The organism is Granulosicoccus sp. 3-233, assembly GCF_052681095.1.
The window spans coordinates 163,385-187,925 of sequence record NZ_JBQYLE010000001.1 but is presented as its reverse complement, the minus strand read 5'-3'; the positions used below and the strand labels follow the sequence as shown (position 1 = coordinate 187,925).

The 24,541-nt window shown below is 60.2% G+C and carries 25 protein-coding genes; 13 read left to right on the top strand and 12 right to left on the bottom strand.

Annotated elements, in window-relative coordinates; genetic code table 11:
- The first annotated feature begins 80 nt into the window (after positions 1–80).
- Complete coding sequence (locus ACUNV4_RS00865; RefSeq protein WP_430876590.1) at positions 81–1,328, top strand: S1C family serine protease; 1,248 nt, start codon at positions 81–83, stop codon at positions 1,326–1,328.
- Here the strand turns inward: ACUNV4_RS00865 and ACUNV4_RS00860 are convergent.
- The 12 genes from ACUNV4_RS00860 to ACUNV4_RS00805 all read right to left on the bottom strand — a co-directional run bounded on the left by ACUNV4_RS00860 (position 1,241) and on the right by ACUNV4_RS00805 (position 13,570).
- A complete protein-coding gene (locus ACUNV4_RS00860; protein ID WP_430876589.1) occupies positions 1,241–3,580 on the bottom strand; it encodes a M12 family metallo-peptidase in 2,340 nt (779 codons plus the stop codon). The two genes, ACUNV4_RS00865 and ACUNV4_RS00860, sit on opposite strands and share 88 nt — an antisense overlap.
- Positions 3,581–3,592: 12 nt before the next feature.
- Positions 3,593–4,243, bottom strand: a complete 651-nt coding sequence (locus ACUNV4_RS00855; protein ID WP_430876588.1) for a HAMP domain-containing protein — start codon at positions 4,241–4,243, stop codon at positions 3,593–3,595.
- Between the two features lie 174 nt (positions 4,244–4,417).
- Positions 4,418–5,473 (bottom strand): 3-deoxy-7-phosphoheptulonate synthase, encoded by a 1,056-nt coding sequence (locus ACUNV4_RS00850; RefSeq protein ID WP_430876587.1) that lies wholly within the window; start codon positions 5,471–5,473, stop codon positions 4,418–4,420.
- A gap of 66 nt (positions 5,474–5,539) precedes the next feature.
- Entirely contained in the window at positions 5,540–6,196 is a 657-nt protein-coding gene (gene hisG / locus ACUNV4_RS00845) for an ATP phosphoribosyltransferase (protein WP_430876586.1), read from the bottom strand.
- Positions 6,193–7,455 (bottom strand): UDP-N-acetylglucosamine 1-carboxyvinyltransferase, encoded by a 1,263-nt coding sequence (gene murA / locus ACUNV4_RS00840; RefSeq protein WP_430876585.1) that lies wholly within the window; start codon positions 7,453–7,455, stop codon positions 6,193–6,195. The genes hisG and murA overlap by 4 nt, the downstream gene beginning before the upstream one ends.
- A 212-nt stretch (positions 7,456–7,667) precedes the next feature.
- Complete coding sequence (locus ACUNV4_RS00835; RefSeq protein WP_430876584.1) at positions 7,668–9,662, bottom strand: methyl-accepting chemotaxis protein; 1,995 nt, start codon at positions 9,660–9,662, stop codon at positions 7,668–7,670.
- Positions 9,663–9,710: 48 nt separating this feature from the next.
- The gene (locus ACUNV4_RS00830; RefSeq protein WP_430876583.1) at positions 9,711–10,322 is read right to left on the bottom strand and encodes a hypothetical protein; all 612 of its coding nucleotides are present in this window, start codon (positions 10,320–10,322) and stop codon (positions 9,711–9,713) included.
- A gap of 144 nt (positions 10,323–10,466) precedes the next feature.
- Positions 10,467–10,757, bottom strand: coding sequence for an STAS domain-containing protein (locus tag ACUNV4_RS00825; protein ID WP_430876582.1), 291 nt, complete (start codon positions 10,755–10,757; stop codon positions 10,467–10,469).
- Positions 10,754–11,365: an MlaC/ttg2D family ABC transporter substrate-binding protein gene (locus tag ACUNV4_RS00820; RefSeq protein WP_430876581.1), complete on the bottom strand. Its 612-nt coding sequence runs from the start codon at positions 11,363–11,365 to the stop codon at positions 10,754–10,756. The genes ACUNV4_RS00825 and ACUNV4_RS00820 overlap by 4 nt, the downstream gene beginning before the upstream one ends.
- A 91-nt stretch (positions 11,366–11,456) precedes the next feature.
- Complete coding sequence (gene mlaD, locus ACUNV4_RS00815) at positions 11,457–11,921, bottom strand: outer membrane lipid asymmetry maintenance protein MlaD (RefSeq protein ID WP_430876580.1); 465 nt, start codon at positions 11,919–11,921, stop codon at positions 11,457–11,459.
- A gap of 21 nt (positions 11,922–11,942) precedes the next feature.
- On the bottom strand, positions 11,943–12,716 hold the full coding sequence (mlaE, locus tag ACUNV4_RS00810) for a lipid asymmetry maintenance ABC transporter permease subunit MlaE (RefSeq protein ID WP_430876579.1): 774 nt from the start codon (positions 12,714–12,716) through the stop codon (positions 11,943–11,945).
- Positions 12,713–13,570: an ABC transporter ATP-binding protein gene (locus tag ACUNV4_RS00805; protein ID WP_430876578.1), complete on the bottom strand. Its 858-nt coding sequence runs from the start codon at positions 13,568–13,570 to the stop codon at positions 12,713–12,715. The genes mlaE and ACUNV4_RS00805 overlap by 4 nt, the downstream gene beginning before the upstream one ends.
- Positions 13,571–13,758: 188 nt before the next feature.
- Between ACUNV4_RS00805 and ACUNV4_RS00800 the strand changes: the two genes are divergently transcribed.
- From ACUNV4_RS00800 to ptsP, 12 genes are all read left to right on the top strand, one after another.
- Complete coding sequence (locus ACUNV4_RS00800; protein ID WP_430876577.1) at positions 13,759–14,682, top strand: MlaA family lipoprotein; 924 nt, start codon at positions 13,759–13,761, stop codon at positions 14,680–14,682.
- Positions 14,683–14,685: 3 nt separating this feature from the next.
- On the top strand, positions 14,686–15,687 hold the full coding sequence (locus ACUNV4_RS00795; protein WP_430876576.1) for a KpsF/GutQ family sugar-phosphate isomerase: 1,002 nt from the start codon (positions 14,686–14,688) through the stop codon (positions 15,685–15,687).
- 4 nt (positions 15,688–15,691) lie between these two features.
- Positions 15,692–16,267 (top strand): LPS export ABC transporter periplasmic protein LptC, encoded by a 576-nt coding sequence (gene lptC, locus ACUNV4_RS00790; protein WP_430876575.1) that lies wholly within the window; start codon positions 15,692–15,694, stop codon positions 16,265–16,267.
- Positions 16,264–16,812 carry a lipopolysaccharide transport periplasmic protein LptA gene (gene lptA, locus ACUNV4_RS00785; protein WP_430876574.1) on the top strand — a complete coding sequence of 183 codons (549 nt, stop codon included), beginning with the start codon at positions 16,264–16,266 and terminating at the stop codon, positions 16,810–16,812. The genes lptC and lptA overlap by 4 nt, the downstream gene beginning before the upstream one ends.
- Positions 16,809–17,570: an LPS export ABC transporter ATP-binding protein gene (gene lptB, locus ACUNV4_RS00780; protein WP_430876573.1), complete on the top strand. Its 762-nt coding sequence runs from the start codon at positions 16,809–16,811 to the stop codon at positions 17,568–17,570. Before lptA ends, lptB begins: the two co-directional genes overlap by 4 nt.
- A gap of 242 nt (positions 17,571–17,812) precedes the next feature.
- A complete protein-coding gene (locus ACUNV4_RS00775; protein ID WP_430876572.1) occupies positions 17,813–19,330 on the top strand; it encodes an RNA polymerase factor sigma-54 in 1,518 nt (505 codons plus the stop codon).
- 228 nt (positions 19,331–19,558) lie between these two features.
- Positions 19,559–19,876 (top strand): ribosome hibernation-promoting factor, HPF/YfiA family, encoded by a 318-nt coding sequence (hpf, locus tag ACUNV4_RS00770; RefSeq protein ID WP_430876571.1) that lies wholly within the window; start codon positions 19,559–19,561, stop codon positions 19,874–19,876.
- Positions 19,877–20,002: 126 nt separating this feature from the next.
- Positions 20,003–20,587 (top strand): PTS sugar transporter subunit IIA, encoded by a 585-nt coding sequence (locus tag ACUNV4_RS00765; RefSeq protein ID WP_430876570.1) that lies wholly within the window; start codon positions 20,003–20,005, stop codon positions 20,585–20,587.
- Positions 20,587–21,618, top strand: coding sequence for an HPr(Ser) kinase/phosphatase (gene hprK / locus ACUNV4_RS00760; RefSeq protein ID WP_430876569.1), 1,032 nt, complete (start codon positions 20,587–20,589; stop codon positions 21,616–21,618). Before ACUNV4_RS00765 ends, hprK begins: the two co-directional genes overlap by 1 nt.
- 3 nt (positions 21,619–21,621) lie before the next feature.
- Positions 21,622–22,482 carry an RNase adapter RapZ gene (gene rapZ / locus ACUNV4_RS00755; RefSeq protein ID WP_430876568.1) on the top strand — a complete coding sequence of 287 codons (861 nt, stop codon included), beginning with the start codon at positions 21,622–21,624 and terminating at the stop codon, positions 22,480–22,482.
- Entirely contained in the window at positions 22,479–22,748 is a 270-nt protein-coding gene (locus tag ACUNV4_RS00750; RefSeq protein WP_430876567.1) for an HPr family phosphocarrier protein, read from the top strand. Before rapZ ends, ACUNV4_RS00750 begins: the two co-directional genes overlap by 4 nt.
- A gap of 2 nt (positions 22,749–22,750) precedes the next feature.
- Positions 22,751–24,502, top strand: coding sequence for a phosphoenolpyruvate--protein phosphotransferase (gene ptsP / locus ACUNV4_RS00745; RefSeq protein ID WP_430876566.1), 1,752 nt, complete (start codon positions 22,751–22,753; stop codon positions 24,500–24,502).
- Positions 24,503–24,541: the final 39 nt, after the last annotated feature.

Genomic DNA, 24,541 nt, shown 5'->3' with positions numbered 1-24,541 from the left:
GGCCTCTTTGCCGCTAACATACCGTCCGTGAAAGCAAACAATCTGCCAGTAAACCGCCTGCCCGACCGGAGTGATCTCCGTTGAGGGGCAAGGCTCAGTTCTTTCTGCTCTGCGCCGTCCTTGGCGTCGTCATCGGCTGGTGGTGGACCACTGGCAGACCCTGGCCGGATATCGATCTGCCGGTCGTTGTCACCGAATCCGGGCAGTACCCCGACGAGGTGAGCAAGGTCGGGGACAGCATTCCCGGCTCCGGCCCGACGAGCGGCAATGCCGTGGCGACCGACGACTCCAGTATTCCCGGCAACGCTGCAACCCCCTACAACGGCATGCCCAGCACGGGTGTGGTCAGCTATCACGACGGCATCATGAAGGTGGCCCCCTCGGTGGTGAGCCTGTATGCCACGTCCTCCAGCGACGATGCGACGACAGGTACTCGCAATCCCATCAGTCAGGGATCGGGGGTCATTGTCAATGCCGACGGCGTGGTGCTGACCAATCTTCACCTGGTCGAGGGGCACGATCGGATCAGCGTCGTGCTCAGTGATGGACGCAATTATCCGGCGCTGCTGATTGGCAGCGATCGCGAAACCGACTTGGCTGTGGTACGCGTCGCTGCCAGCAATCTGCCCTATGTGCCTCTGGATGATGCCCCGCCCCTGCGGGTCGGCGATGTGGTGCTTGCCATCGGCAATCCTTTCGGCGTGGGTCAGACCGTTACACAGGGTATCGTCAGCGCCACTCACCGCCGCGTGGCTGGCGGCAGCGTCTGGCAACACTTCGTACAGATCGATGCCGCCATCAACCCGGGCAATTCCGGCGGCGCACTGATCAACCCCTATGGTCAGCTGGTCGGTGTCAATACGGCGGTATTCAGGGGAGATACCGGAGCGGTCGGTATCGGCTTCTCGATTCCGGCCGACCTGCTCGCCCAGGTGGTACCGCAAATCATCGAACACGGGTCGGTCGCACGCGGCTGGCTGGGCGTCGCTGTCGAAGAGCTGAGCCTGTTCCCGAAACTGGCCCGTGATATCGGTCCGGGCGCCATGATCAAGCAGGTACTGCCAGACAGCCCGGCCAGTCGTGGCGGACTGCAGGACATGGATATCGTTACCGCCATCAACGGGCAGCCGGTATTCAACGCCACTCAATTGCTGCTTGCCATATCGATAGAGCCGCCAGGCACACCGGTCTCGCTGACGATCCTGCGAGGTGAGTTCATCAGCAGCACCATGGACCCCGCTCAGACAACCGAATTCGAGACCCGGGAACTGACGCTGGAGCTCGGCATCCGACCCGAGGATCCGAGCGCGGTCATCAAGCCACGTTGAACCCGCCATCCGAACAGACACAGCAACAGCCAGACAGTGAGGCTGCCACCGCCGGCATTGGCAGCCCCCTGCCCGGGGTTGTTCGCTGACACCTCGGCGCCCTCCGGGACCGAGGCCAGATCGACGGCCGGGTTCGACACGTTCAGATGCGCCTGGCTGACACCACCTGCCGGCGACACGGTGGCCGTATTGTCGGCGTCCTGCAGCTCCAGCACACCCAGCGGCAGCAACTGCCCCGTCACGGGTGCATCGCTGCCGTGGAAATCATCACTGACGGCAAGACTCAGGCTCCGCGACTCCTGGGGAAGAAGCCCGCTGATGTGGCACATGGCACTCGTTGGTGTCTGCACCTGACAACCGGCAGGCCACAGCAACTGATCCGGCGCACTGGTCTCGATGATCAGTTGCGCGTCCAGCGTCAGACCAGTGTCGGGATTGCGGATTTCGAACAACAGACTGCTGCCCGCCGAGCTTGCTGCCAGCTGCAGATCAACACTGTTCAACAGGCAATTGCGCGTACGTGACTGCAGCACATCGCTGCGACTGCAGCTGGAGAACTCGGCATCGGTCCGTTCCGAGATGTTGGGCCACATCAGAGACCGGGCATTGTCATCGCACGCCGTGTCCGTATCGTGCAGCGCACCCAGCGAATGACCCAGCTCATGGCTCAGCAGCACATCGCCGAATGTACTGGGAGTGGTCACCCCCACATCATAGCCGTCCAGCCGGCAGGCGGTACCGATCCAGGCCAATCCCAGCGTCACATCGGTCTTCGGGTTGCCGGTGAACAGATAGGTCAGCGCACTGTCCTCGAACAGCGTCTTGTACTGCAGTCGGTAGTCACGAAAGGAGCGCAATATGCTCTCGAGGGTCACCGCCCCCAGATCCAGCGGATCCGCCTCCGCAGTCAGTGTCATGGCTTCGTCAAGCGACAGTGCCAGACCCAGTTCGCGATAGACCCCATCGGCCACATTGAGGTTGTTGAGCGCATTCGACATGCCCCGTCCACCGTAGTAGCGGTCGTACTGGCTATCCACCACGATCGATACGGGTACGGCACGCATGTCAGTCTGGATGCTGCGGGATCTGCTGCCCAGATTCGCCAGCCCCTGGGCCGGAGGCGCATGCAGGGCATCCAGCCCCTGCAGTGATTCTGCCAGATCGGAATGCAGCCCCGGTTCGGGTTCGCGCTTGCGCGACCTTGGCTGGTAATAGTCGAGCGTACCGATCAGATTGCCTGGCTGCAGCCGATACTGGCGCCCGCCCATGTTGACGACCCCGCTGATGGAGTCCTGCTCCAGCACCACCCGAACCCAGCTGCCTTCAACGCCCTCGACAGTGCCATCGAAGACTCCGATGGACGGCGGCAGATCACTGGTCAGATGGCTGTCGAGCCATTGTGTCTCGCGTGTCAAGGGACTGGGCAACAGCAGCAACTGCAAGTCCATCCCCTCGACACTGACGGCGATTCGCAGCTTGCCATCATCCTGTTCCTGCCGCACATCCACTCGACTGGCACTGGCCAGACGCTGCTCGACAATGGCCAGACGTCGGTCCGCTCGATCGAACCAGTAACGCGACAGAACACTGCCTCGCGGCCAGCGAAAGTCCAGAGGCAGATCCAGCGCCGTGTGTCTGGCACGCAGCTCCAGCAATCGATCACGCGCCAGCTGTGTCTCCCCCAGTTGCTCCAGGGCGATGGCATCCAGATAATGGGCCGAGTCCGAATAGGCCGACTCGGGAAAGCGCGCCTCGAGTGTCTGCAGGGCGATGCGCGCTGCCTGAAAATCGTAGCGATCCATGATCTGCAGATAGGCCGTGACATACAGGGCATCATCGGTCAGTGTCCCGGCCGGATCGGCCGAGGCGATCACGTTCAGAGCCTGCAGTGCGGCCACGATGTCGCCGGATTCACGCAGTGTCAGGGCGCGCAGGAACACCGGCAGTGATTGTCCGGCATCGGCCGATTCCTGCAGGACAGCGATTCGCGTCTGCACGGCGGCCATCTGCTCGAAACCCGGGAAGCGCCGTTGCAGCTGACGCAAACCGGCCAGTGCTGCCGGGTATTGCTCCTGTTCGATCTGCTGCAGGGCTCTCGAATAGGCACTTTGTGCCGCCATCTCCATGACCGACATTGGTTCGGCCGCCTGCACCGGCAGGGCCAATGGGCACACGACGAGCCACAGCAGCCCCCGGGCGCGCCAGCCGGCGCAGCCCTGCGCAATTTGGCGCAATGTATCGAATATGCTCACGCTGCAGACTCTCTAGCGCGGCTGCTGTCCGGCTTGCTCACGCCCCATGGAGTCGTCGTTGCCGGCGGCATTCGCCTCATCGAAATAGCTCAGAACATCCCGACACTCACGCATCGCCTTGCGCAACTGCACATCCTCGGGAACCGGCTGATTCTCCAGTGTATCCAGCACCCGGGTCAGTGCGCGCGCCTCGCTGATCTTGCCCTGCACCTGCTCCAGCGCCCGATTGAGCGCTTCGCTCAGTTCACTGAATTCGCGGGAATCGTTGCTGCGCAGGCGGACATTCAGGTTGCCATCACCAATCTCGTTCAGCGCGCGGCGAATGGCCAGTATCGGATTGCCAAGCCTGCGCATGATGTAGACCGCAATGGCGCCGGTGACCAGGCCATTGATCAGCAACATGATCAGAACCCATTTGCCCAGCACGCTACCCAGATCGGGAACCGACTCCGACAACAGGCCCATGTCCTCGGAAGCGAACAGCAAGGGCGCATTTCCGGCCACCAGATTGCCGAGAAAGGTATGGTAGAAGATCCCCAGCAGCAGCGTCGACTGGACGATGAAGAACACCGTCAACAGCAACACTCTGCGAATCTGACGCATCTGGAAGTTCTTGTCGCGAATCAGCGACATCGGAAACCGTGCGTCAGAAGAACGCGCCATGACTAACCCCTGTAATGCTCGGTGTGTCGAGTGATACAGGGCAAATCGGCTTGCCAGAATCTTTCTTGACAGTGCAGGACCGGGCTGCGGCTCTTTCGAGCATCCCGCCCGCCGGGACTGTGGAGGGCTTAACAGAACCGGTCAGCGCTCACGGCACTGACCGGCTGATCCTGATCAGCCCTGGCGGCGAGCTCGCACCGCTTCGGCCAGTTGCTCCAGCAACGGCTGGGTGTCATCCCAGGACAGGCAGGCATCGGTCACGCTCTGGCCACGGACCAGCGGTTTGCTGCTGGGGTTCTGACTGCCTTCCACCAGATTGCTTTCGATCATCACACCCATGATGCGCTGATCGCCATCGCTGACCTGAGCGCAGATATCCCGACAGACATAGCGCTGGCGCCGGTGCATCTTGCGCGAGTTGGCATGACTGCAGTCGATCATGACGCGCTCCGGCAGACCGGCCTTGGCCAGCAGCGCACTGGCATCATCGACACTGGCCGCATCGTAGTTGGTGTGCGACTTGCCACCACGCAGAATCAGATGGCAGTCGTTGTTGCCGGAAGTCTGCACGATCGCCGAATTGCCTTCCTTGGTGACGGACAGGAAATTGTGTGCACCACGGGCAGCGCCAATGGCATCCACGGCAATCTGCACACTGCCAGCCGTGCCGTTCTTGAACCCGACAGGACAGGACAGACCGGACGCCAGTTCGCGATGCCCCTGGCTTTCCGTGGTGCGTGCGCCGATCGCACCCCAGCCGACGAAGTCCGCGATGTACTGCGGGCTGATCAGATCCAGGTATTCGACGCCGGCCGGCAGGCCCTTGTCGTTGATATCGGACAGCAGGCGGCGGGCGATTTCCAGACCTTCATTGATCTGGAAGGTGTTGTCCATGGTGGGGTCATTGATCAGGCCTTTCCAGCCAACGGTGGTTCGGGGCTTCTCGAAATACACTCGCATGACGATGCACAGGTCCTCGCTGAGCGATTTCTTCACGGCAGAGAGCTTTTCCGCATATTCCAGCGCGGCATCCGGATCGTGAATGGAACAGGGGCCAACCACCACGACCATGCGATCGTCACGCCCTTCCAGAATGTCGTGCACATCGTTGCGGCAGCGGGTGACCGTATCGGCAGCCACATCGCTGACCGGCACCAGTTGCAACAACTCCTGCGGTGCGCGCAGCTGGCGCATGCCGGTAATGCGAAGATCGTCGGTATTTGTACTCATGAGGGGATTACCACCTGAATTGGATACAGCCTTGCCACCCCAGATGTGGCAAGGGCAATGAATGGACTAGCCTGTGACCGGCTCTACCGCACTGGATATGCGTTCGATTATCTCACTGATACGGGCATGGCGTATTTTCATGGACGCCCGGTTGACGATCAGTCGGGAACTGATGTCGCTGATATGCTCCAGTGGCACCAGGCCATTGGCGCGCAGGGTCGAACCGGTGTCCACGACATCCACGATCAGTTCGCTCAGACCAACCAGCGGCGCCAGCTCCATGGAACCGTACAGCTTGATGATCTCCACCTGACGGCCCTTGCTGGCAAAATGCCGGCGAGCACATTCGGTGAACTTGGTGGCTACCCGGAAACGCCGGCTGGAATCCAGATCGGTGTCGGGAAAGCCGGCCACCATGAGCTTGCAGCGGGCAATCCGCAGATCGAGAGGCTCCAGCACACCTTCGGCACCGTGCTCCATCAACACATCCTTGCCGACCACCCCCAGATCCGCACCGCCATGCTGGACATAGGTGGGCACATCGCTGGCACGCACGATCAGGAATTCGACATCCGGCTCACTGCTGGGCAATATCAGCTTGCGCGACTTTTCCGGATCTTCCGACGGGCGGATGCCGGCCGCCTCGAACAGCGGCAGGGTTTCATCGAATATGCGCCCCTTTGACAGGGCAATTCGCAGGCGTCTGCCAGTATCTAGTGTCATTTGTCTGGTACTCGCCGGATTTCGGCACCCAGCTGGTGAAATTTCTCTTCGATGCGCTCGTATCCGCGATCGATATGATAGACGCGGCGCACGGTGGTCTCTCCATCGGCCATCAGCGCCGCCAGGATGAGACTGGCTGAGGCCCGCAGGTCGGTGGCCATGACCGGTGCACCGGTGAGGCGTTCCACGCCGCGAATGGTCACCGAGTTGCCATCGATGGTCATGTCCGCGCCCATGCGCTGCAGCTCGTTGATGTGCATGAAGCGATTCTCGAACACGGTTTCGGTGATCCTTGCCGTGCCTTCGGCCAGCGCATTCAGGACACAGAACTGCGCCTGCATGTCAGTCGGAAAATCCGGATAGGGCGCGGTGGTGATGCTCACGGAGCGTGGCCGCTGACCATGCATGTCCAGTTCGATCCAGTCTTCACCGGTCGTGATGTCGGCGCCGCATTCGCTCAGCTTGTCCAGTACTGCGGTCAGGATGCCGGGCACGGTATTGCGTACGCGAATCTTGCCACGGGTGACGGCAGCCCCTACCAGAAAGGTGCCGGTTTCGATGCGATCGGGCACCACGCTGTATTCGCAGCCCTGCAACTCGTCAACCCCTTCGATGGTGATGGTGCTGGTACCGGCCCCACTGATCTTCGCCCCCATGGCAATGAGGTAGTTGGCCAGATCGACCACCTCCGGTTCGCGGGCTGCGTTTTCCAGCACCGTGGTGCCACGCGCCAGCGTTGCCGCCATCAGCAGATTTTCGGTACCGGTGACCGTGACCATGTCGAATGCGATCCGTGCGCCTTGCAGTCGACCGGCACGCGCACGAATGTAGCCGCCATCGATCGAGATCTCGGCGCCCAGCGCCCGCAGACCCTCGATATGCAGATTGACCGGTCGAGCCCCGATGGCACAACCACCCGGCAGTGACACTTCCGCCTGACCATAGCGCGCCACCAGCGGTCCGAGCACCAGAATGGACGCTCGCATGGTGCGCACCAGCTCGTAGGCTGCCGTGTAGTCGTTGATGGAAGTCGGGTCGACATCGACCCGCATGTTGTCACCCATGGTGATCTGACAGCCCATGCGTGCCAGCAACGACATGGTGGTGGTGACGTCGTTCAGATGTGGCACATTGCTCAGGCTGGAGGTACTGCTGCCCAGCAGAGTAGCCGCCAGTATCGGCAGCACCGCATTCTTGGCGCCGGAAATACGCACTTCGCCCGATAATGGCGGGCTGCTTTCTATCAGTAATTTGTCCATCAATCTTGCCGGTGCAGGGAGGAAACTTGCCTGCACGAAGACAGGGCTGTTCGACAGCCTGCCCCGGAAGACACCGTCGGCAGACTACAGACCCGAAATTATATCAGGCCCACGTTGCCGGATTGACCCGGAGTCGGGACAAAGGGTGTACCGATACTGATCAATCATGACCTTTGATGGTGGCAAGACAAGGTTCGCGCAGCACTCGGGGCTCAAACCTGCTGGCGCAGGGACTCCATCCCTTCCTGCGACTGAAAGCGTGCCAGCGTATCCTCCAGAGATACCGCCAGAGCGCGCAACTGCTGAGCCGCCGAGTTGATTTCCATGGCCGACGTCTGATCGGCTCTGGACTGATCCGACACATTGACGATCACATCGCTGATCTCCACATTCCCCAACGTGGCCTCCTGGATCTTGTGACTGATCTCGCGCGTGGCCGACGTCTGCTCCTCTACCGAGGTCGCAATGTCGCCTTGGGTTTCGCTGATCTGCCTGACTATCACACTGATGCCGCCAATCGCTTCGACAGCCTGACCGGCATCAGCCTGAATCGAGGCGATGCGCTGCTCGATTTCCTCCGTGGCCTTGGCCGTCTCCTTGGCCAGCTCCTTGACCTCGGTGGCCACCACGGCAAACCCCTTGCCGGCCTCGCCGGCGCGGGCAGCTTCGATCGTGGCATTGAGTGCCAGCAGATTCGTCTGTTCGGCAATCGAGGTGATGACCTTGATCACACTGCCGATTCCGGCTGATGAATCAGCCAGCTGGCGCATGCTGCCGTCGGTGTTTTCTGCCAGCTGCACCGCCCGGGACGCCACGGTGGCCGCATCGCTGGCGTGCGCCGCGATCTGCCGAATGGACGCACTGACCTGCTCGGTCGCCGACGCGACCGACTCCATCGAAGAGCTGACTTGCAGCGTGACTTCACTGGCACTGCTGACCTGCATGGCGTTCTCACCGGCATTCGCCATGATCGACTCACTCAGGGACGTCAGCATGCCGGAGGCGCAACTGAGCTCATGGACATTGCGATTGATATCGAGAAAGCTGGAGTTCAGGTCATCGAACAGGTGCTTGATCGCCCTGGCGATACGCGCCAGATCATCATCGACGGGACCGATGTCGATCTCCCCGGTGAAGTCGCCCTGTGCCGCGCGATCGACCGCTGCCAGCAGATGCTCGATGCGACCTCGCAACTGGCTTGCCTGCCGGCCTTCTTCCTCGGCACGCTGGTTGTCCGCTTCCAGCTGCCTGAGCTTCTCGGCCTGTGCCTCGAGCTCGGCCTGGCGAAGCCGCTCTTTCTGCACCGCAGCTTCCCTTTCTGCAAGGCGCTGCCCTTCCTGCAATTGTGCGGCAGCCAGCGCGTCTCTCCTGAAGATGTTCACGGCCGAGGCGATCGAGCCGATTTCGTCCCGTCGGGCCAGACCGGCGATGTTGACCGAGGTATCCCCCGCGGCAAGCCTGAGCATCTGCCCGGTGATGATGCGCAAGGGCTTCACCACACTGGCGGCATTGACACGCCACAGTACCAGCAGCAACACCATCAGGGTGAACGCTGCGAGCAGCGACTGCTTGATCAGCACGGCTTGAATATCGGCGGCAATCCCCCTGAAATCCCAGACCAGCATCAGGGTGCCAACGCGATCATGGTTCCTGCCCATCGTGACCGGCACTGCCACCTGGTAGAAGCTGTTGTCCAGCTCGTTCTCCATCGTGTTCGAGGCCAGGGCATGCCTCTCGAACTCTGCAGACAGCGGAACCGCCCCGGGGCTGCCCGTCGCCGCTACGCTTCGTTCATTGGCAAGGTCGGAAACCTGCCCGTCACCGGACAGGGAGTCGTACCAGGTGCCGCCCAGGGAATCCAGCACGCGGACACGCATCAGGACCTCCCTGTCAGAGGCTGTGGACAACGATGCCAGCAGATTCTCCAGGACCGCAACCTTGTCCCAGCGCAGTGCCCCTGCAATCTGCCCGCTCAGCAAGCGGCTGATGGTGTCATGACTGGCCATCGCGCTCTGCAGACTGTGAGCGTGATTGCTGCGTGCGGAAAACCCCAGAACCAGTGCAAAGCCCAGAATGCTGCACACAGCCGTGGTGATCAGCAGAAAGCGACTGACCGAGCTGCGAGCCCTGCGCAGGGAGATCTGTTCAGGCGCCTCGGCATCGGCAGGCTCTGTCATGTCCATATTCATGGTGTCTGCATTACTCATTACTGCCCCGATCGGATAGTGCCCCATGGTCGTCAGGGACTTGCATCGCTAGCTGCCCTGCAACAACAACAGACCTTCGGCATCGATACCTACGGTAACGGCACCGATCACGTTTCCTGTGGCCGGATCGACCACAGGCAGGCTGACCTGGGTCTGGTAGCGCTGTGACGATTCATCCAGATCCACCTCATCAATGAAGATCGCCTCGGGTCCGACCAGAAAGGTCTTGCGCCACTTGTCCTCATCGCCCTGCCAGTAGTCCGATGTCAGGTTACTCAGCCCGACATTCAGTCCCAGCTTGTCCATCACGAGTATCTCGGTCACCAGCCCATTGGTCCGCCGCTCTATCCGCCGCAGATGCATCGACAGGGAGTTGCCAAGGACTTCATCTATCAGCGGACCGCCTCGCGCTGACTGCTTGCTCCACAACTTGTCCAGCGCATCCACGCGTTGCTGGTCCAGATCGGCGTGCCGCAGATTCTGAGCGAGAACAGACTCGATGATGATCCGCTCAGTCAGCCAGTGGCGGACATGATCGTCGACGTAACGGCGGGCAGCAGCATCGATTTCCGGGTCGAACCGTGCCTGAAGTGGTGACAGGCTACTGACCACGCCCAGAAAGACCGCAAGGGCGGTACGTCTAACACGGGTAGGGATCATGCGAATTTCCTGCGCTTGCCGGTGACAGACGGACAATCGATGAAACGAGTGGCCGCAACCGCATATCGGCAGGAAGTCGAACTGACTTGATGTCAGTGTGACCTGCCCCGATGGGCAGGCCGAGCGGGATCGCTTACAGCGATCTCAGATAAAATCGTCTACCTGACACACCTTTGCCAGTTGACGAATGCCGTCGGGCACATCGGTGAAACTCACCTGATGACCCTGCTGGCGGGCAATCGCCCTGAGTTCTATCAGCAGCGCCAGGGCAGCGCTGTTGCACCGGCCCACCTGCGAAAAATCCAGTTGCAGCTGCGCATTGGATGCAACGAGCTCTCCCAGATTGTCCAGCGCCTGTGAGGCGGTGGTGAAATCGAGCACACCGGTGATCAGACAGCGTTCGCCGGTCTGCTCGATTGCAAACGAGTCACTCATGAGCTGGCATTTCGCTCCTTGAGCGTGGCCAGCAGTCCATCGATGCCGCCCTTGTCGATCTCGTTGGTAAAGGCCGTCCGGTAGCTGGTCACCAGGCTGATGGCATTGACTTCGATATCGTAGATGGTCCAGCCGTTCTTTTCCCGCAACTTGTAGATCACCGGCACATCGCTACCGCCAGACTGGCTGAAGGTAGAGCGTACCACGGCCCGATCTTCCCTCTCTTCCGGGCGGAAGGGCTCGAAAGTGATGGTTTCTCCACTGTATTCGGTCAGCGCACCGGTATAGGTGTTGAGCAACAGTGTCTTGAATTCCTTGACCAGTTCGGTCTGCTGTGCGGCATCCGCCCGCCGCCAGAACTTGCCGACAGCCAGCTTCGTCATGGTATCGAAATCCAGATGAGGCACGATCAGCTCGTCCACCTTGGCTTGCAGGTAGTCGGGATCGGCCTTCATCCTGTCGCCGTCGTTCTTGAGCACATCCAGCATCGCAGTAATGGCATTGACAACCATTTTCTGGGCCGGGTGATCGGCAGCCTGAGCCTGGGTGATGCCACCGGCAACTGTCAGTGCAATTGCTGCCAGAAAAATCCTGATTCTTTTGATCATGCCTTGCGTCTTCCCTTGTCTGTGTAGTGCGAATGCCGGCCGGTCGAGTACCTGGAAGAATGATGACACCCGGGTAACAGGACCACGGGGCCTAGCTTCCTCCTGAACGACTGAACAGTACCTGACCAATGAGCCTTTCCAGCACGATTGCGGATTGCGTGAGTGTAATCTCGTCGGAATCCTGCAACATGTCTATCTCGGCTCCCGGATCCAATCCGATGTACTGCTCACCCAGCAGACCTGCGGTGTAGATGCTGGCTGTGGTATCAGTCGGAAAGGTATCGCTGAAGGTCTCGTCGATGCTCAGAGTCACACTGGCCTCAAAGGTTTCAGGGTCGTAGCTGATCGCTTCCACCTCGCCCACCTTTACGCCACTGGCGGCCACGGAGGCCCGGGGCTTGAGCCCGCCCACGTTCTCGAACTTCGCCACCAGGGTGTAACCCTCACTGCTGGTCAGGCTGGTCAGGTTACTCACCTTCATGGCCAGTATGAACATGGCACCGAAAAACAGGAGCATGAACACTCCTACCAGCACTTCGATTGCACGTGAATTCATTGGAGATCTCTTGATATTTGACTAGAACATGACCGCTGTGAGCAGGAAGTCCAGACCCAGTATGGCCAGGGACGAATACACCACCGTGCGGGTGGTGGCACTGCTCACACCTTCGGACGTGGGGATGCAATCCGCCCCTTCGAAGATGGCAATCCAGGAAACGACAAATCCGAACACCAGCCCCTTGACCAGTCCGTTGCCGACGTCGCTGTAGAAACTGGTGGCATTCTGCATCTGGGACCAGTAGGCGCTCGCATCCACACCGAGCACCTCGACGCCAATCAGGTGACCACCGATGACTCCGACAGCGCTGAACATGGCCGCCAGCATGGGCAAGGCCAGAAAACCCGCCAGAAATCGTGGCGCAAACACCCGCTTGTAGGGGTCCACCGCCATCATTTCGAGACCGGACAGCTGTTCGGTGGCTTTCATCAGACCGATTTCGGCGGTCATCGCCGATCCTGCCCGACCGGCAAACAGCAAGCCCGTGACCACGGGACCCAGCTCTCGAACCAGCGTCAGCGCCACCAGGGTGCCGACACGATTTTCCTGACCGAAGTCGATCAGTGTGTTGTAGGCCTGCAGTGCCAGCACCATGCCGACGAACAGTCCCGAGACCAGCACGATGGACAGCGTCATGACACCGGAGGCATGAAGCTGCCTGACCAGCAGAGAGGGTCGCGTGAACAGAGAGCCCAGTGCTCCCAGCATGTTGAGCAGGAACAGCGTGGCGCGCCCGAGGCGCTCCACCATGTTGATCCAGGTGCGCCCGAAGCGTTGCAGGAAATCGATCATCGGGACACCTCGGCTTGCGAGCCGGCACCGGGCTTGCCCATCAGATCGGTCTCATAATCGGGTGCGGCCACCTGAAACGGCACCGGGCCATCCGGCTGACCTTGCAGGAACTGCTGTACCCAGTCGGATTCGGACGACTCCAGCTGCTCCGGCGAGCCGGCCTCGACCACAACCCCTTCGGAAATGATGACGGCATAGTCCGAGATGGACAGCGCCTCCTTCAGATCGTGCGATACCATCAGACTGGTCAGTCCCAAGGCTTCGTTGACGGTCTTTATCAGTTCCAGCAAGACCCCCATGGAAATGGGGTCCTGCCCGGTAAAGGGTTCGTCATACATGATCATCATGGGGTCGAACACCAGAGCTCTGGCCAGCGCAGCACGCCTCGCCATTCCTCCTGACAGTTCCGAGGGTGACAGATCCCGCGCACCGCGCAGACCCACGGCATGCAGCCGCATCAGCACCAGGTGAGAGATCAGCGACTCGGGCAGATCGGTATGTTCGCGTAGCGGGTAGGCCACATTTTCGAATACGCTCAGATCGGTCAGCAGAGCACCTGACTGGAACAGCATGCCCAGCCGTTTGCGCAACTCGTACAATTCGGCGCGCCGCAGCTTGCCCACGTGCTGCCCATCGACGTGAATGCTGCCCTGCGAAGGCTTCAGCTGGCCGCCGATCATCTTCAGCAGGGTTGTCTTGCCGGTGCCACTGGGACCGATGATGGTCGTTACCTTGCCGCGCGGAATGTCGATATCCAGTCCCCGGAAGATCGGCTTGCTACCTCTGGAAAAGTGCAAGTCGCGGATCTGGACCAGCGTGGTTCCATCATCTGACATCTTTTCGGGGGAACTCATCGGAAATCGGATCGGTCAGATTGTAACAGTTTGCTTGACATACTCAGGTCTGCTTCTTGAATTGCAAGATTGGTCAAACGGTTAGTTCTCGAAACACTGAACGCGCCGCTTTTCGATCGAAATCTCAGCGTCGGCTACAATACCGTGGTCACGCCCTTCCCATCTCTTGATACTCTGACACTTCAGCAATGCCGACAATCATCCGCCCTCTTGTGACCCTGCTGGCCATGCTGACCCTCTCCGCTTGCGCCAGCAATCCGCCAACCGGACCGGTGTACGACCCCTACGAAGACATCAACCGCAAGATCTATCGCTTCAACACGACCCTGGACAACGCCATACTCAAGCCGGTGGCCAGAGGCTACAGATATGTAGTGCCTGACCCGGTTGAAGTGGGTATCGGCAACTTCTTCAGTAACCTTGACGACATCACGGTCATCGCCAATGACCTGCTGCAGGGCAAGTTCCGTCAGGCCGGCAGCGATACCGGCCGGTTTCTGTACAACTCCACCGCCGGTGTACTGGGCATCATGGATTTTGCCACCCCGGCGGGCATGGTGAAGCACAATGAATCGTTCGGACAGACCTTTGGCGTCTGGGGCCTGGGTGAAGGCCCGTTCGTGATGCTGCCGCTGCTTGGCCCCAACAACGCCCGCTCCAGCGCCGGCCTGGTCTCCGAGTTCTACACCACCGACATACAGCGTCATGTCGTCGATGACAACGCCACCAGCTACAGTCTGACGGCACTGGAAGTCGTTGCCCTGCGGGCTCGCCTGCTGTCGGCCGGCAATCTGCTTGACACGGCCGCGCTGGACCCCTACCTGTTGTTGCGTGATTTCTGGGTGCAACAACATCGCACGGCCACCTGGGATGGCAAGCGTGAGGTGCGAATCGGCACCGCCGACGATGGCCTTGACGATCTGGATGAACTGGACGAGCTGGACCAACTGGATGCGCTGGACAACGCCGACGAACTGGACGAACTCGATGAACTGGATCGCCTCGATGCGCTGGACAACGCCGACGAACTGGACGAACTCGATGAACTGGATCGCCTCGATGCGCTGGACAAGGCTGACGAGGCTACCGACGCCGGGTCGCTGACCGACTGAACGATGGCCGCGCAAGACTCAGCGCCGCCCCGGCGCCCCGACCCCGCATCCCTGCTCGATCTCGGCCGCTCGGTCATCCGCATCGAGGCGCAGGCCGTGGCGCGGCTCGAAGAACGCCTCGATGATCGCTTCGTGCAGGCCTGCGAGTTGCTGATTGCCTGTCGCGGACGGATCGTGGTCTGCGGCATCGGAAAATCGGGACATATCGGGGCCAAACTGGCTGCCACATTCGCCAGCACCGGCAGCCCTGCCTTCTTCGTGCACGCCGCCGAGGCCAGCCATGGCGATCTGGGCATGCTGCGTGACGACGATGTGCTCGTGGCGCTGTCCTATTCCGGCAGCTCCAGCGAGTTGCTGACACTGATTCCCGGCATTCGCCAGATGGGCGTGCCCCTGATCAGCCTCTGCGGCGAACCGGAGTCCCCCCTGGCCAGGGCCTCGACCGTCGTTCTGGACACCCGCGTCGAACGCGAAGCCTGTCCTCTGGGGCTGGCCCCCACGGCCAGCACCACCGCAGCCCTGGCCTTCGGCGACGCGCTGGCCATCGCCCTGCTGGGAGAACGAGGCTTTACCGAACAGGACTTCGCCCGCTCACACCCGGGCGGGCGTCTGGGCAGGCGTCTGCTGTTGCGGGTCAGCGATGTCATGGTGGGCAGGGATGTCAGTCCAAGCATCCGGCAAGGCGAAACACTGATGACGGCACTGATGGAAATCAGCTCCAGAGGACTGGGCATGGTCACCGTTCTCGACGAGCTCGATCGGCTTTGCGGCATCTTCACCGATGGTGATCTGCGACGCGCACTCGAGCGCGGCGTGGACATTCACAGCGCGAGCATCGGTACGGTCATGACTGCCGACCCGGCCACCATCAGCGACACATCACTGGCAGTCGACGCCGTGGCGCTGATGCAGAGGCTGCGTATCACCTCGTTGCCGGTGGTCGATGGGCGACGACTGCAGGGTGTCGTGACCATGCATGCCTTGCTGGCCGCAGGAGTTGTCTGAGCCGATGCTTGCACGTCTACTGTCCCGATACTGGCTGTTGCTGCCTTTGCTGATCATCGTCGTCGTTGTGGTCGATCATGTCGAGGAACCGGAAATCTTCGTCGTGGAAGAGACCATCGACATGCGCGAGACGCGATCGGACTACTACATGGCCGATTTCCAGTCGCGTAAATACGATGCCAACGGTCAGATCGAGTACACGGTAAGAGGCGACACCCTGGCGCACTATCCCCATGATGATCGCTCCGAAATCACCTCACCACGGGTCGAATTGCACCGGGAAGGCGCGCAGTGGCAGATCGAATCGGACAGTGGCCTGTTCGATACCGATCCTGACCTGTTCACCCTGCAAGGCAATGTCATCGTCAAACGACAGGCAGAGACTGCAGACCCGCTGACGATTCGTACCAGCACCCTGACGGTTGCCACCGAATCCAATGAAGTGAGCACCGAGGCAAGAATCGAGATCAGTGCTCCCACCTGGCGACTGCAGGCCAATGGCCTGAAATCCGCCATTGATCAGGGTAAGCTCACCCTGCTTTCCGACGTCATCGGACGCTACGAGGTACCGGGCCCGTGAACACTGACAATCAATCCGACAAGCGCCGCCAGTCGGGCAAGCACTGGCAGCAGGCAGTGGCCATGTGCCTGCTGTTGGGCACGCTGTGGCAGGCGACACCGAGTCTTGCGCGCGAATCCGACCTGGAACAGCCCATCGATGTGCGCGCCGACAAGTCCGAGTTCGATGAGAAGGCCGGCACACAGATTCTCACCGGTAATGTCGAGATCAGCCAGGGCACCATGCGCATTGCCGCCGACCGGATTGCCATAGAACTGAAAAACAACGCATTGAGTGCCATCACCGGCACCGGCTCGCCGATCCGTTTCGAGCAACAGAACGAGGCTGGTGAGCTGATGAGCGGCGAGGCGCAGAAGATTACCTATGATGCGCTGGCAGGCACGCTGATTCTCGAAGGCACGGCCACTCTGAGCCAACCGCGTCAGGAACTGGTCAGTGAACGCATCACCTTCAATGCCAGAACCCAGAAAGTCAGTGCCGAAGGCGGCCCCAGTGAAGGCCGTGTGAGCATCCAGATCCAACCACCCACAGGCGCTGATCAGTGACCCGGCAAGACGCGCTCGACAAGCCTCCCGCCCTCCGGACCCTCGAAGCCAGAGACCTGCACAAGGCCTACAAGAAACGCCGCATTCTCGAGGGCGTCTCCCTGTCCGTGAACAGTGGCGATGTGGTCGGTCTGCTGGGCCCCAACGGCGCGGGCAAGACCACCTGCTTCTACATGGTGGTGGGCCTGGTCAGACCTGACCAGGGACAGATCATGCTCGATGGCGAGGACATCACGCGTTTTCCGATGCATGCCCGGGCCCGCAAGGGTGTCGGTTATCTGCCGCAGGAAGCCTCCGTGTTCCGGCAACTGACCGTCTCGCAGAACATCATGGCCATTCTGGAAACCCGTCCGGAGCTGAACCGTGAAACCCGCCATGACCGGCTCGAAGCCCTGCTCGAGGAACTGCAGATATCGCATATCAGGGACAGCCTCGGCATCAGCCTTTCCGGTGGTGAACGACGCCGCGTCGAAATAGCCCGGGCCCTGTCTGCCGACCCCGGTTTCATTCTGCTCGATGAACCGTTTGCCGGTGTTGATCCCATTTCCATTCTCGACATCCAGCGCATCATCACCCACCTGAAGGAACGCAATATCGGCGTGCTGATCACGGATCACAATGTGCGCGAAACACTGGGCATCTGCGATCGAGCGTACATTCTCAGCCACGGCAAGCTGATCGCCGAAGGCACGCCGGACACCGTGCTGGCAAACCGGGAAGTGCGATCGGTGTATCTGGGTGACAACTTCCAGATCTGAGCGCGATTGGCTTCACAACACCGCAGCCGGTTGTCATGACTCATGCCGCTTTTCCATCAGTTGAGGTGGTGCGCCGCCGCTATCTACCTGTAATAACAGCAGAATACGTCTTGAAAATGAAACATTACCAATTTGTCATTTAAGTTTTCCCTGCCGGTATCGCAACCGGCGGGAAAATTGCGTTAATTGCTATCCAGCTGGTAGTTTTTCACTACAGACACCTTTTACCGGACGCGTATTCGATGAAACAGTCACTGCAAATAAAGATGGGCCAGTCCCTGGCCATGACTCCTCAATTGCAGCAGGCAATCAAACTGTTACAACTGTCCACGCTCGAACTGCAGACGGAAATCCAGACGGCTCTGGAAAGCAATCCCATGCTGGAGATGCAGGAAGACGAAGGCTCCGAACCCCGTGAAGCGGATCTCGCCAATGAATCACGCGAGACACGCGAAGCCAACCGTGAGGCGGAAACCGCGGCCGCCGAACAGAAGCAGGCTGCCGGTGAAACCGAGCTGGTGGGCGAGAACATGCAGAGCTCCGATGATGTTCTGCCAGAAGACCTTCCGGTGGACAGCGCCTGGGATGATATCTACGATTCCGCGGTGCCTTCCAGCAGTGGCACGTCCGGCAGCGATGGTGAATCCCGCGATTTCACCGAGTTTCACAACGCCGGCGTGGCCAGCATTCAGGATCATCTGAACGAACAGATACGCTTCGCCCCGCTGTCCGAACGGGATCAGGAAATTGCCGAAACCATCATCGATGCCGTGGACAACAACGGTTACCTGATCGATGACGTCGAGGTCCTGCTCGACGGTCTGAACCGCGACATCACCGATGTCGACCAAATGTATGTACTCGACGAATTCGAGACCGTACTGCATCTGGTTCAGCACCTGGACCCACCCGGCTGTGCGGCTCGTGACGCCAGCGAATGCATGGGCATCCAGCTCAGCCAGCTACCCGTATCCGAGCTGCGCACCCTCGCCATGGGCATCGTCAAGGATCACCTCGACCTGCTCGCCGCCCACGATTTCGCCCGTCTGCGTCGTCTGTTCAAGATCAACGACGACGTGCTGCAGGAAGCCATCACACTGATCCGCAGTCTGAACCCGCGCCCGGGTCGGCAGCTGGTGAATGATCATGACCAGTACATCGTGCCGGATGTGTTCGTGAAGAAGATCAAGGGCGTCTGGCGCGTCGAGCTGAACCCCGACATCGCTCCCCGGCTGGGCATCAATGCCCTGTATGCCGGCATGGTCAAACGTGCCGACAAGAGCGAAGACAACAACTTCATGCGCAACCATCTGCAGGAGGCTCGCTGGTTCATCAAGAGCCTGCAGAGCCGCAACGAAACCCTGTTACGCGTCGCCACGGCCATCGTCGAACGCCAGCGCAGCTTTCTGGAATATGGCGATGAAGCCATGAAGCCGCTGGTGCTGCGCGACATCGCCGAGCAACTGAGCCTGCACGAATCCACCATCTCGCGAGTCACCACGCACAAGTACATCCATACCCCGCGCGGCATTTTCGAGTTCAAGTACTTCTTCTCCAGCCATGTATCCACAGCCAATGGCGGTGAATGCTCGGCCACGGCCATTCGCGCCATGATCAAGAAATTCATAGCCGCCGAGGATTGCACGAAGCCACTTTCCGACAGCAAGATAGCCAGTACGTTAGTCGAGGAAGGAATACAGGTTGCGCGACGCACCGTTGCCAAGTATCGTGAATCCATGGCCATTCCGCCATCGAACTAACGCAAGCGATTGAACTGAAACGATTTATGCAGAAAAAGCACACCCTGACATGGCCTCAAGCCCTCTGCGAAGAAACATTCGCAACAGAGCGTGGCCAGCTATTGGGTCTGCCCCCCATCGACCATAGAACAGATATGGGACGCGCAATGTGTCCCTACTTGCCGCGAGGTCCTTCGCGGACCCTCGCTCTTCATCGTTGAACCTTTTGTTGAACATCAGGAGATGCCCATGAACTTAACCGTAACCGGTCACCACGTCGACGTTACCGCTTCGATGCGAAACTATGTGACTGACAAGATGGAACGCCTCCAGAGACACTCCGACAACGTTTTCGGAGTCCACGTGATTCTTACCGTGGAAGAAAAATCACGCCAGAAGGCCGAGGCAACCATCAAGGTTTCCGGTACGCAGCTGTATGCAGACACCACCGAGCCCGACATGTACGCGGCCATCGATCTGCTGACAGACAAACTGGATCGTCAACTGATCCGGCACAAGGAAAAGCTCAAGGCGCACCGCCGCACAGGCGACCCTGTTCCCGAATAGTGGCCTGACACTTTTAATCCTGACAGCGAGAGCGCACAATAGCGCTTTCGCAGCCCTCGAAGACTCTGTCCGACATCATCGGCAGGGTCTTCGAGCATTGAAAGTGTGGCCAAATCTTCTACACCCATGGATTTATCCGATCTGCTCGATCCCGAGCGCATACGCTGTCATTGCAGCATTCAGAGCAAGAAACGCACATTGCAGACGCTGGCCGAACTGCTGGGCGAGTCTCTCCGGGCAAGAAATGCCACAGACGATGTCAATGACGACGACGCCGAAGGCGGCGAGGAAAAGAGCAGCCCCCGCAAGGTCAGGAAGTCACGCAAACAGAGCGACAAGGCCGCGGAGTCGGCGGATACCCTCAGCGACATGCAGATACTGGACGCGCTGATCAGCCGCGAACGACTGGGCAGTACCGGACTGGGACACGGTGTCGGCCTGCCCCACAGCCGTCTGGCCAGTATCGAGGAGCCCATTGCGGCCTTCGTGACGCTGGAAAAAGGCGTCGACTACGAATCGGTCGATGGTCAACCCGTCGATCTCGTGTTCGGTCTGCTGGTTCCCGAACATTGCAATGATGAACACCTGCAGATCCTGGCGCAGATGGCGCGACGTTTCAGTGACGCCGAACTGCGTGACACGCTGCGCGGTTTCGACGATCCAGACGCACTCTACGAACACCTGACGTCCCTGCAGCCCGTCTCCACCTGATGTCTTACCGGCAGCTGACCGTTGGCGAGGCGGTACAGGCACTGAACAAGGATCTGGATCTGACCTGGACCGCCGGACATGCCGCCCATTCGCGCATGCTGACGCGTGACGCCGGCCCGGTAGACCGCCCTCGCCTGCTCGGCCCACTCAATTTCAACAGCCCCAACCGTATCCAGTTGCTGGGCGCTGCCGAAGTCCGCCTGTTCAGCGAGGCCTCGGTGCTCGACGCCAGCCGTTTCGAGTATTCCCTGCCCAACACCTGCGACGTGATCGTGGTCTCCAACTCGCTGCAGGCGCCCGAAAGCATCATCGAACTGGCTGAACGCGAGAACATCGCCCTGCTGAGCTCGGCGGCAGACTACAGCCAGTTGCACAGCCGCATGCGCTTTCTGCTGACTCAACTGCTGGCCGAACGCGAGATCATTCACGGGGTGATGATGGATGTGCATGGTACCGGGGTACTGATCACCGGGGATGCCAGTGTCGGCAAGAGCGAACTGGCTCTGGAGCTGATCAGTCGAGGTCACATCCTGGTGGCGGACGACGCCCCGGAGTTCACCCGCATAGCGCCCGGGACGCTCGAATGCCAGTGCCCGCCCCTGCTGCAGGATTTTCTGGAAGTACGCGGTCTCGGTGTGCTCAACATCGCCCTGATGTACGGGGATGCACATACGCGCTCGCGCAAGATCCTGCGCTGTATCGTGCACCTGAAGCCGGTCAGTGGCGAGGATTTCAACAAGGATCTGGCGGCCATTGCCGGTGATCGCATCAGCGAGCCGTCCGGCACTCGCGTCGTCCTGGGCGTCAAGGTACCCAAACGCACGATACCGGTAGCTCCCGGACGCAACATGGCCGTGCTGGTCGAAGCCGCGATACGCGACCAGATATTGCGCGCCGGCGGTTACAGCGCCTCCAGGGATCTGGTCAGCAAACAGGAACGAGCGCTGGCAATCGCCGCCCATCAGAGCAAGCGCCGTCCCAGCCCACGCCCCAAGTCGGGCACCGACGTCAGTACCGATACGGAGAACTGAACCATGACACGCCTGACCATAGTCACTGGTCTGTCAGGATCCGGCAAGAGTGTGGCTCTGCACACCCTGGAAGACGAAGGCTTCTACTGCATCGACAATCTGCCCTCCTACCTGCTGTCCGAATTCATCGACAAACTGCTGGCCAGCGGCTCGCAGCTGTATGCCAAGCTGGCCATCGGCATCGACATGCGCAGCGAACGCGCCTCGGCAGACAATCTGCTGAGACTGTTGACCGAGCTGCGGGCCCGCAAGGACATGCAGGTCGAGGTGCTGTTTCTGGACACCGACCGCACCCGCCTGGTGACGCGCTTTTCCGAAACCCGCCGCAAGCATCCACTCAGCAGTCAGGACCTGCCGCTGATCAGTGCCATCGACGAAGAGGCGCGCCTGCTGGATCCGGTCAAGGCCGACGCCGAACTGGTCGTGGATACCTCTGCACTGAACCTGCATGAACTGCGCGACATCATCCGCACCTATGTGCTGGGCAAGACCCAGGTCGGTCTTGCACTGATCTTCCAGTCTTTCGGCTTCAAGCACGGCACCCCGGCCAGCACCGACTTCATGTTCGACGTACGCTGCCTGCCCAATCCGCACTGGGAGCCGGAACTGCGACGATTCACCGGACGCGAGAAACCGATCATCCGCTTCCTGCAGGACCAGCCGGACGTCGAAGCCATGTTCGAGCACATCCGGGATTTTCTGCAACGCTGGCTGCCGCTGTTCGAAGCAGAGAATCGCGCCTATCTGACCGTCTCGGTAGGTTGTACCGGCGGTCGCCATCGGTCGGTCTATCTGATCGATCGACTTGCCGACCATTTCGCCGAGGCGCGCGACAACGTCTCCAGACGACATCGAGAACTATGATCCAGCAAGAACTCGAAATCATCAACAAACTGGGCCTGCACGCACGCGCAGCAGCCAAGCTTGTCAAGCTCTCGTCATCCTTTGCTGCCAGTATCGATATCGAGAAGGATGGCCAGCGTGTCAACAGCAAGAGCATCATGGGCGTCATGATGCTGGCTGCCAGCATGGGCTCGAAGGTCACCGTGTCCGCCGACGGGGAAGACGAGGAAGATGCACTGGCCGCCGTTGTCGATCTGATCAACCGCCGGTTCGACGAAGAGGAGTAGCCATGAGTCTGATGTTCAGCGGCATTGGCGTCTCCCGCGGTATTGCCATCGGCAACGCCTATCTGCTGCGACGCAATCAGATCGATGTCACTTCTCGCACGCTGCTGAAGAAAGGCATTCCGGCAGAAGTGCGGCGCTTCAAGCGCGCTGTCAAGGACGCGCGGGCGCAACTGCTCATGGCCCGCGACAATATCCCCAAGGATGCGCCGAGCGATGTCAGCTCGTTCATCGAAACCCACATTCTGATGCTCGATGACGCCGTGCTGTCACAGCGCCCCGTGGAAATCATCAAGGGCGAGATGATCAACGCCGAGGCCGCCCTGCAACAGCAGCGCGAGGAGCTGATCAAGGCATTCGGCTCGATGGATGACAGCTACCTGGCCACTCGCATCGACGATGTCAATCACGTCATCGATTCGGTGCTGCGCGCCCTGGACGATGGCGCCGAGAATGTGGTCGCCTCCGAACAATGGAAAGGCCAGATCATCGTGGCCGACGACCTGACACCGGCCGATACCGTCAGCATGCAGCACCACGGCGTGGCAGGATTCGTCACCGAGACCGGTGGCCAGTTGTCGCATACCGCCATCCTGGCCCGAAGTCTGGGCATTCCCGCCATCGTTGGTGTCAGCAATATCCGCCGGTATATCAAGCCGGGTGAAGTGATCACCCTGGATGGTCGCCTGGGCATGGTACTGGCCGAACCCACCGAGGAGATGCTGAGCGACTTCAGGCGCCAGCAGAAGGAAACCCGACTGCGCCAGCGCGAGCTGGCCAAGCTCATCGATACCGAAGCCGTGACGGCCGATGGCGTCCAGCTCAAGCTGATGGCCAATATCGAGATCGAAGAGGATCTGAAGGCACTGAAACGGGTCAGCGCCAAGGGCGTCGGCCTCTACCGTACCGAATTCCTGTACATGAACCGTGAGACGGTGCCGACCGAGCAGGAGCATTTCAAGGTCTACACCAAGGTGCTGCGCGCACTCAAGGGCGAGACTCTGACCATCCGCACCGCCGACCTCGGTGCAGACAAGCAGGTGGATGGGCAGATGGCCAGCCGGACGCGGCCGCAGGCGCACAATCCGGCCATGGGTCTGCGAGGCATCCGTCTGTGCCTGAGTGACACCTCGTTGTTCCTGCCGCAGTTGCGCGCCATTCTGCGAGCCTCTGCGCGCGGTCCCATCCACATGCTGCTGCCCATGCTGACGAATGTGGCCGAGGTTGCCCAGTGCCTGGAAATGGTCAGTCAGGTGAAGCAATCACTGCGCGACGAGAACATCGAGTTCGACGAGAACATGCTGGTCGGCGGCATGATCGAGGTACCGGCAGCGGCCATAGCTGCCGAACAATTTGCCCGCCAGCTGGACTTCCTGTCAATCGGTACCAATGACCTGATCCAGTACACGCTGGCCATCGACCGTATCGATGACCAGGTGGACTACCTGTACGATCCCATGCACCCGGCGGTCTTGTCGCTGATCAAGAACACCATCGATGCGGGTCAGAAGGCGGGCATTCCGGTTGCCATGTGCGGCGAAATGGCGGGAGATGCCCGCTATGTGCGCCTGTTGCTGGGATTGGGACTGACCGAATTCAGCATGCCACCAAACCTGATTCTGGAAACCAAGAAGAATCTCATCACCTGCCGGCGGGCAACGCTGAAGAAACAGGTCAGCACGCTGCTGGCAGCCCGCAGCAGCGAAGAGATGCTCGCCCAGCTCGACAAGATAAACGCCTCCGCCCCCAGCAACTGAGCATGACGTATTCTTGCTCCCCAGACACCATCCGGACCC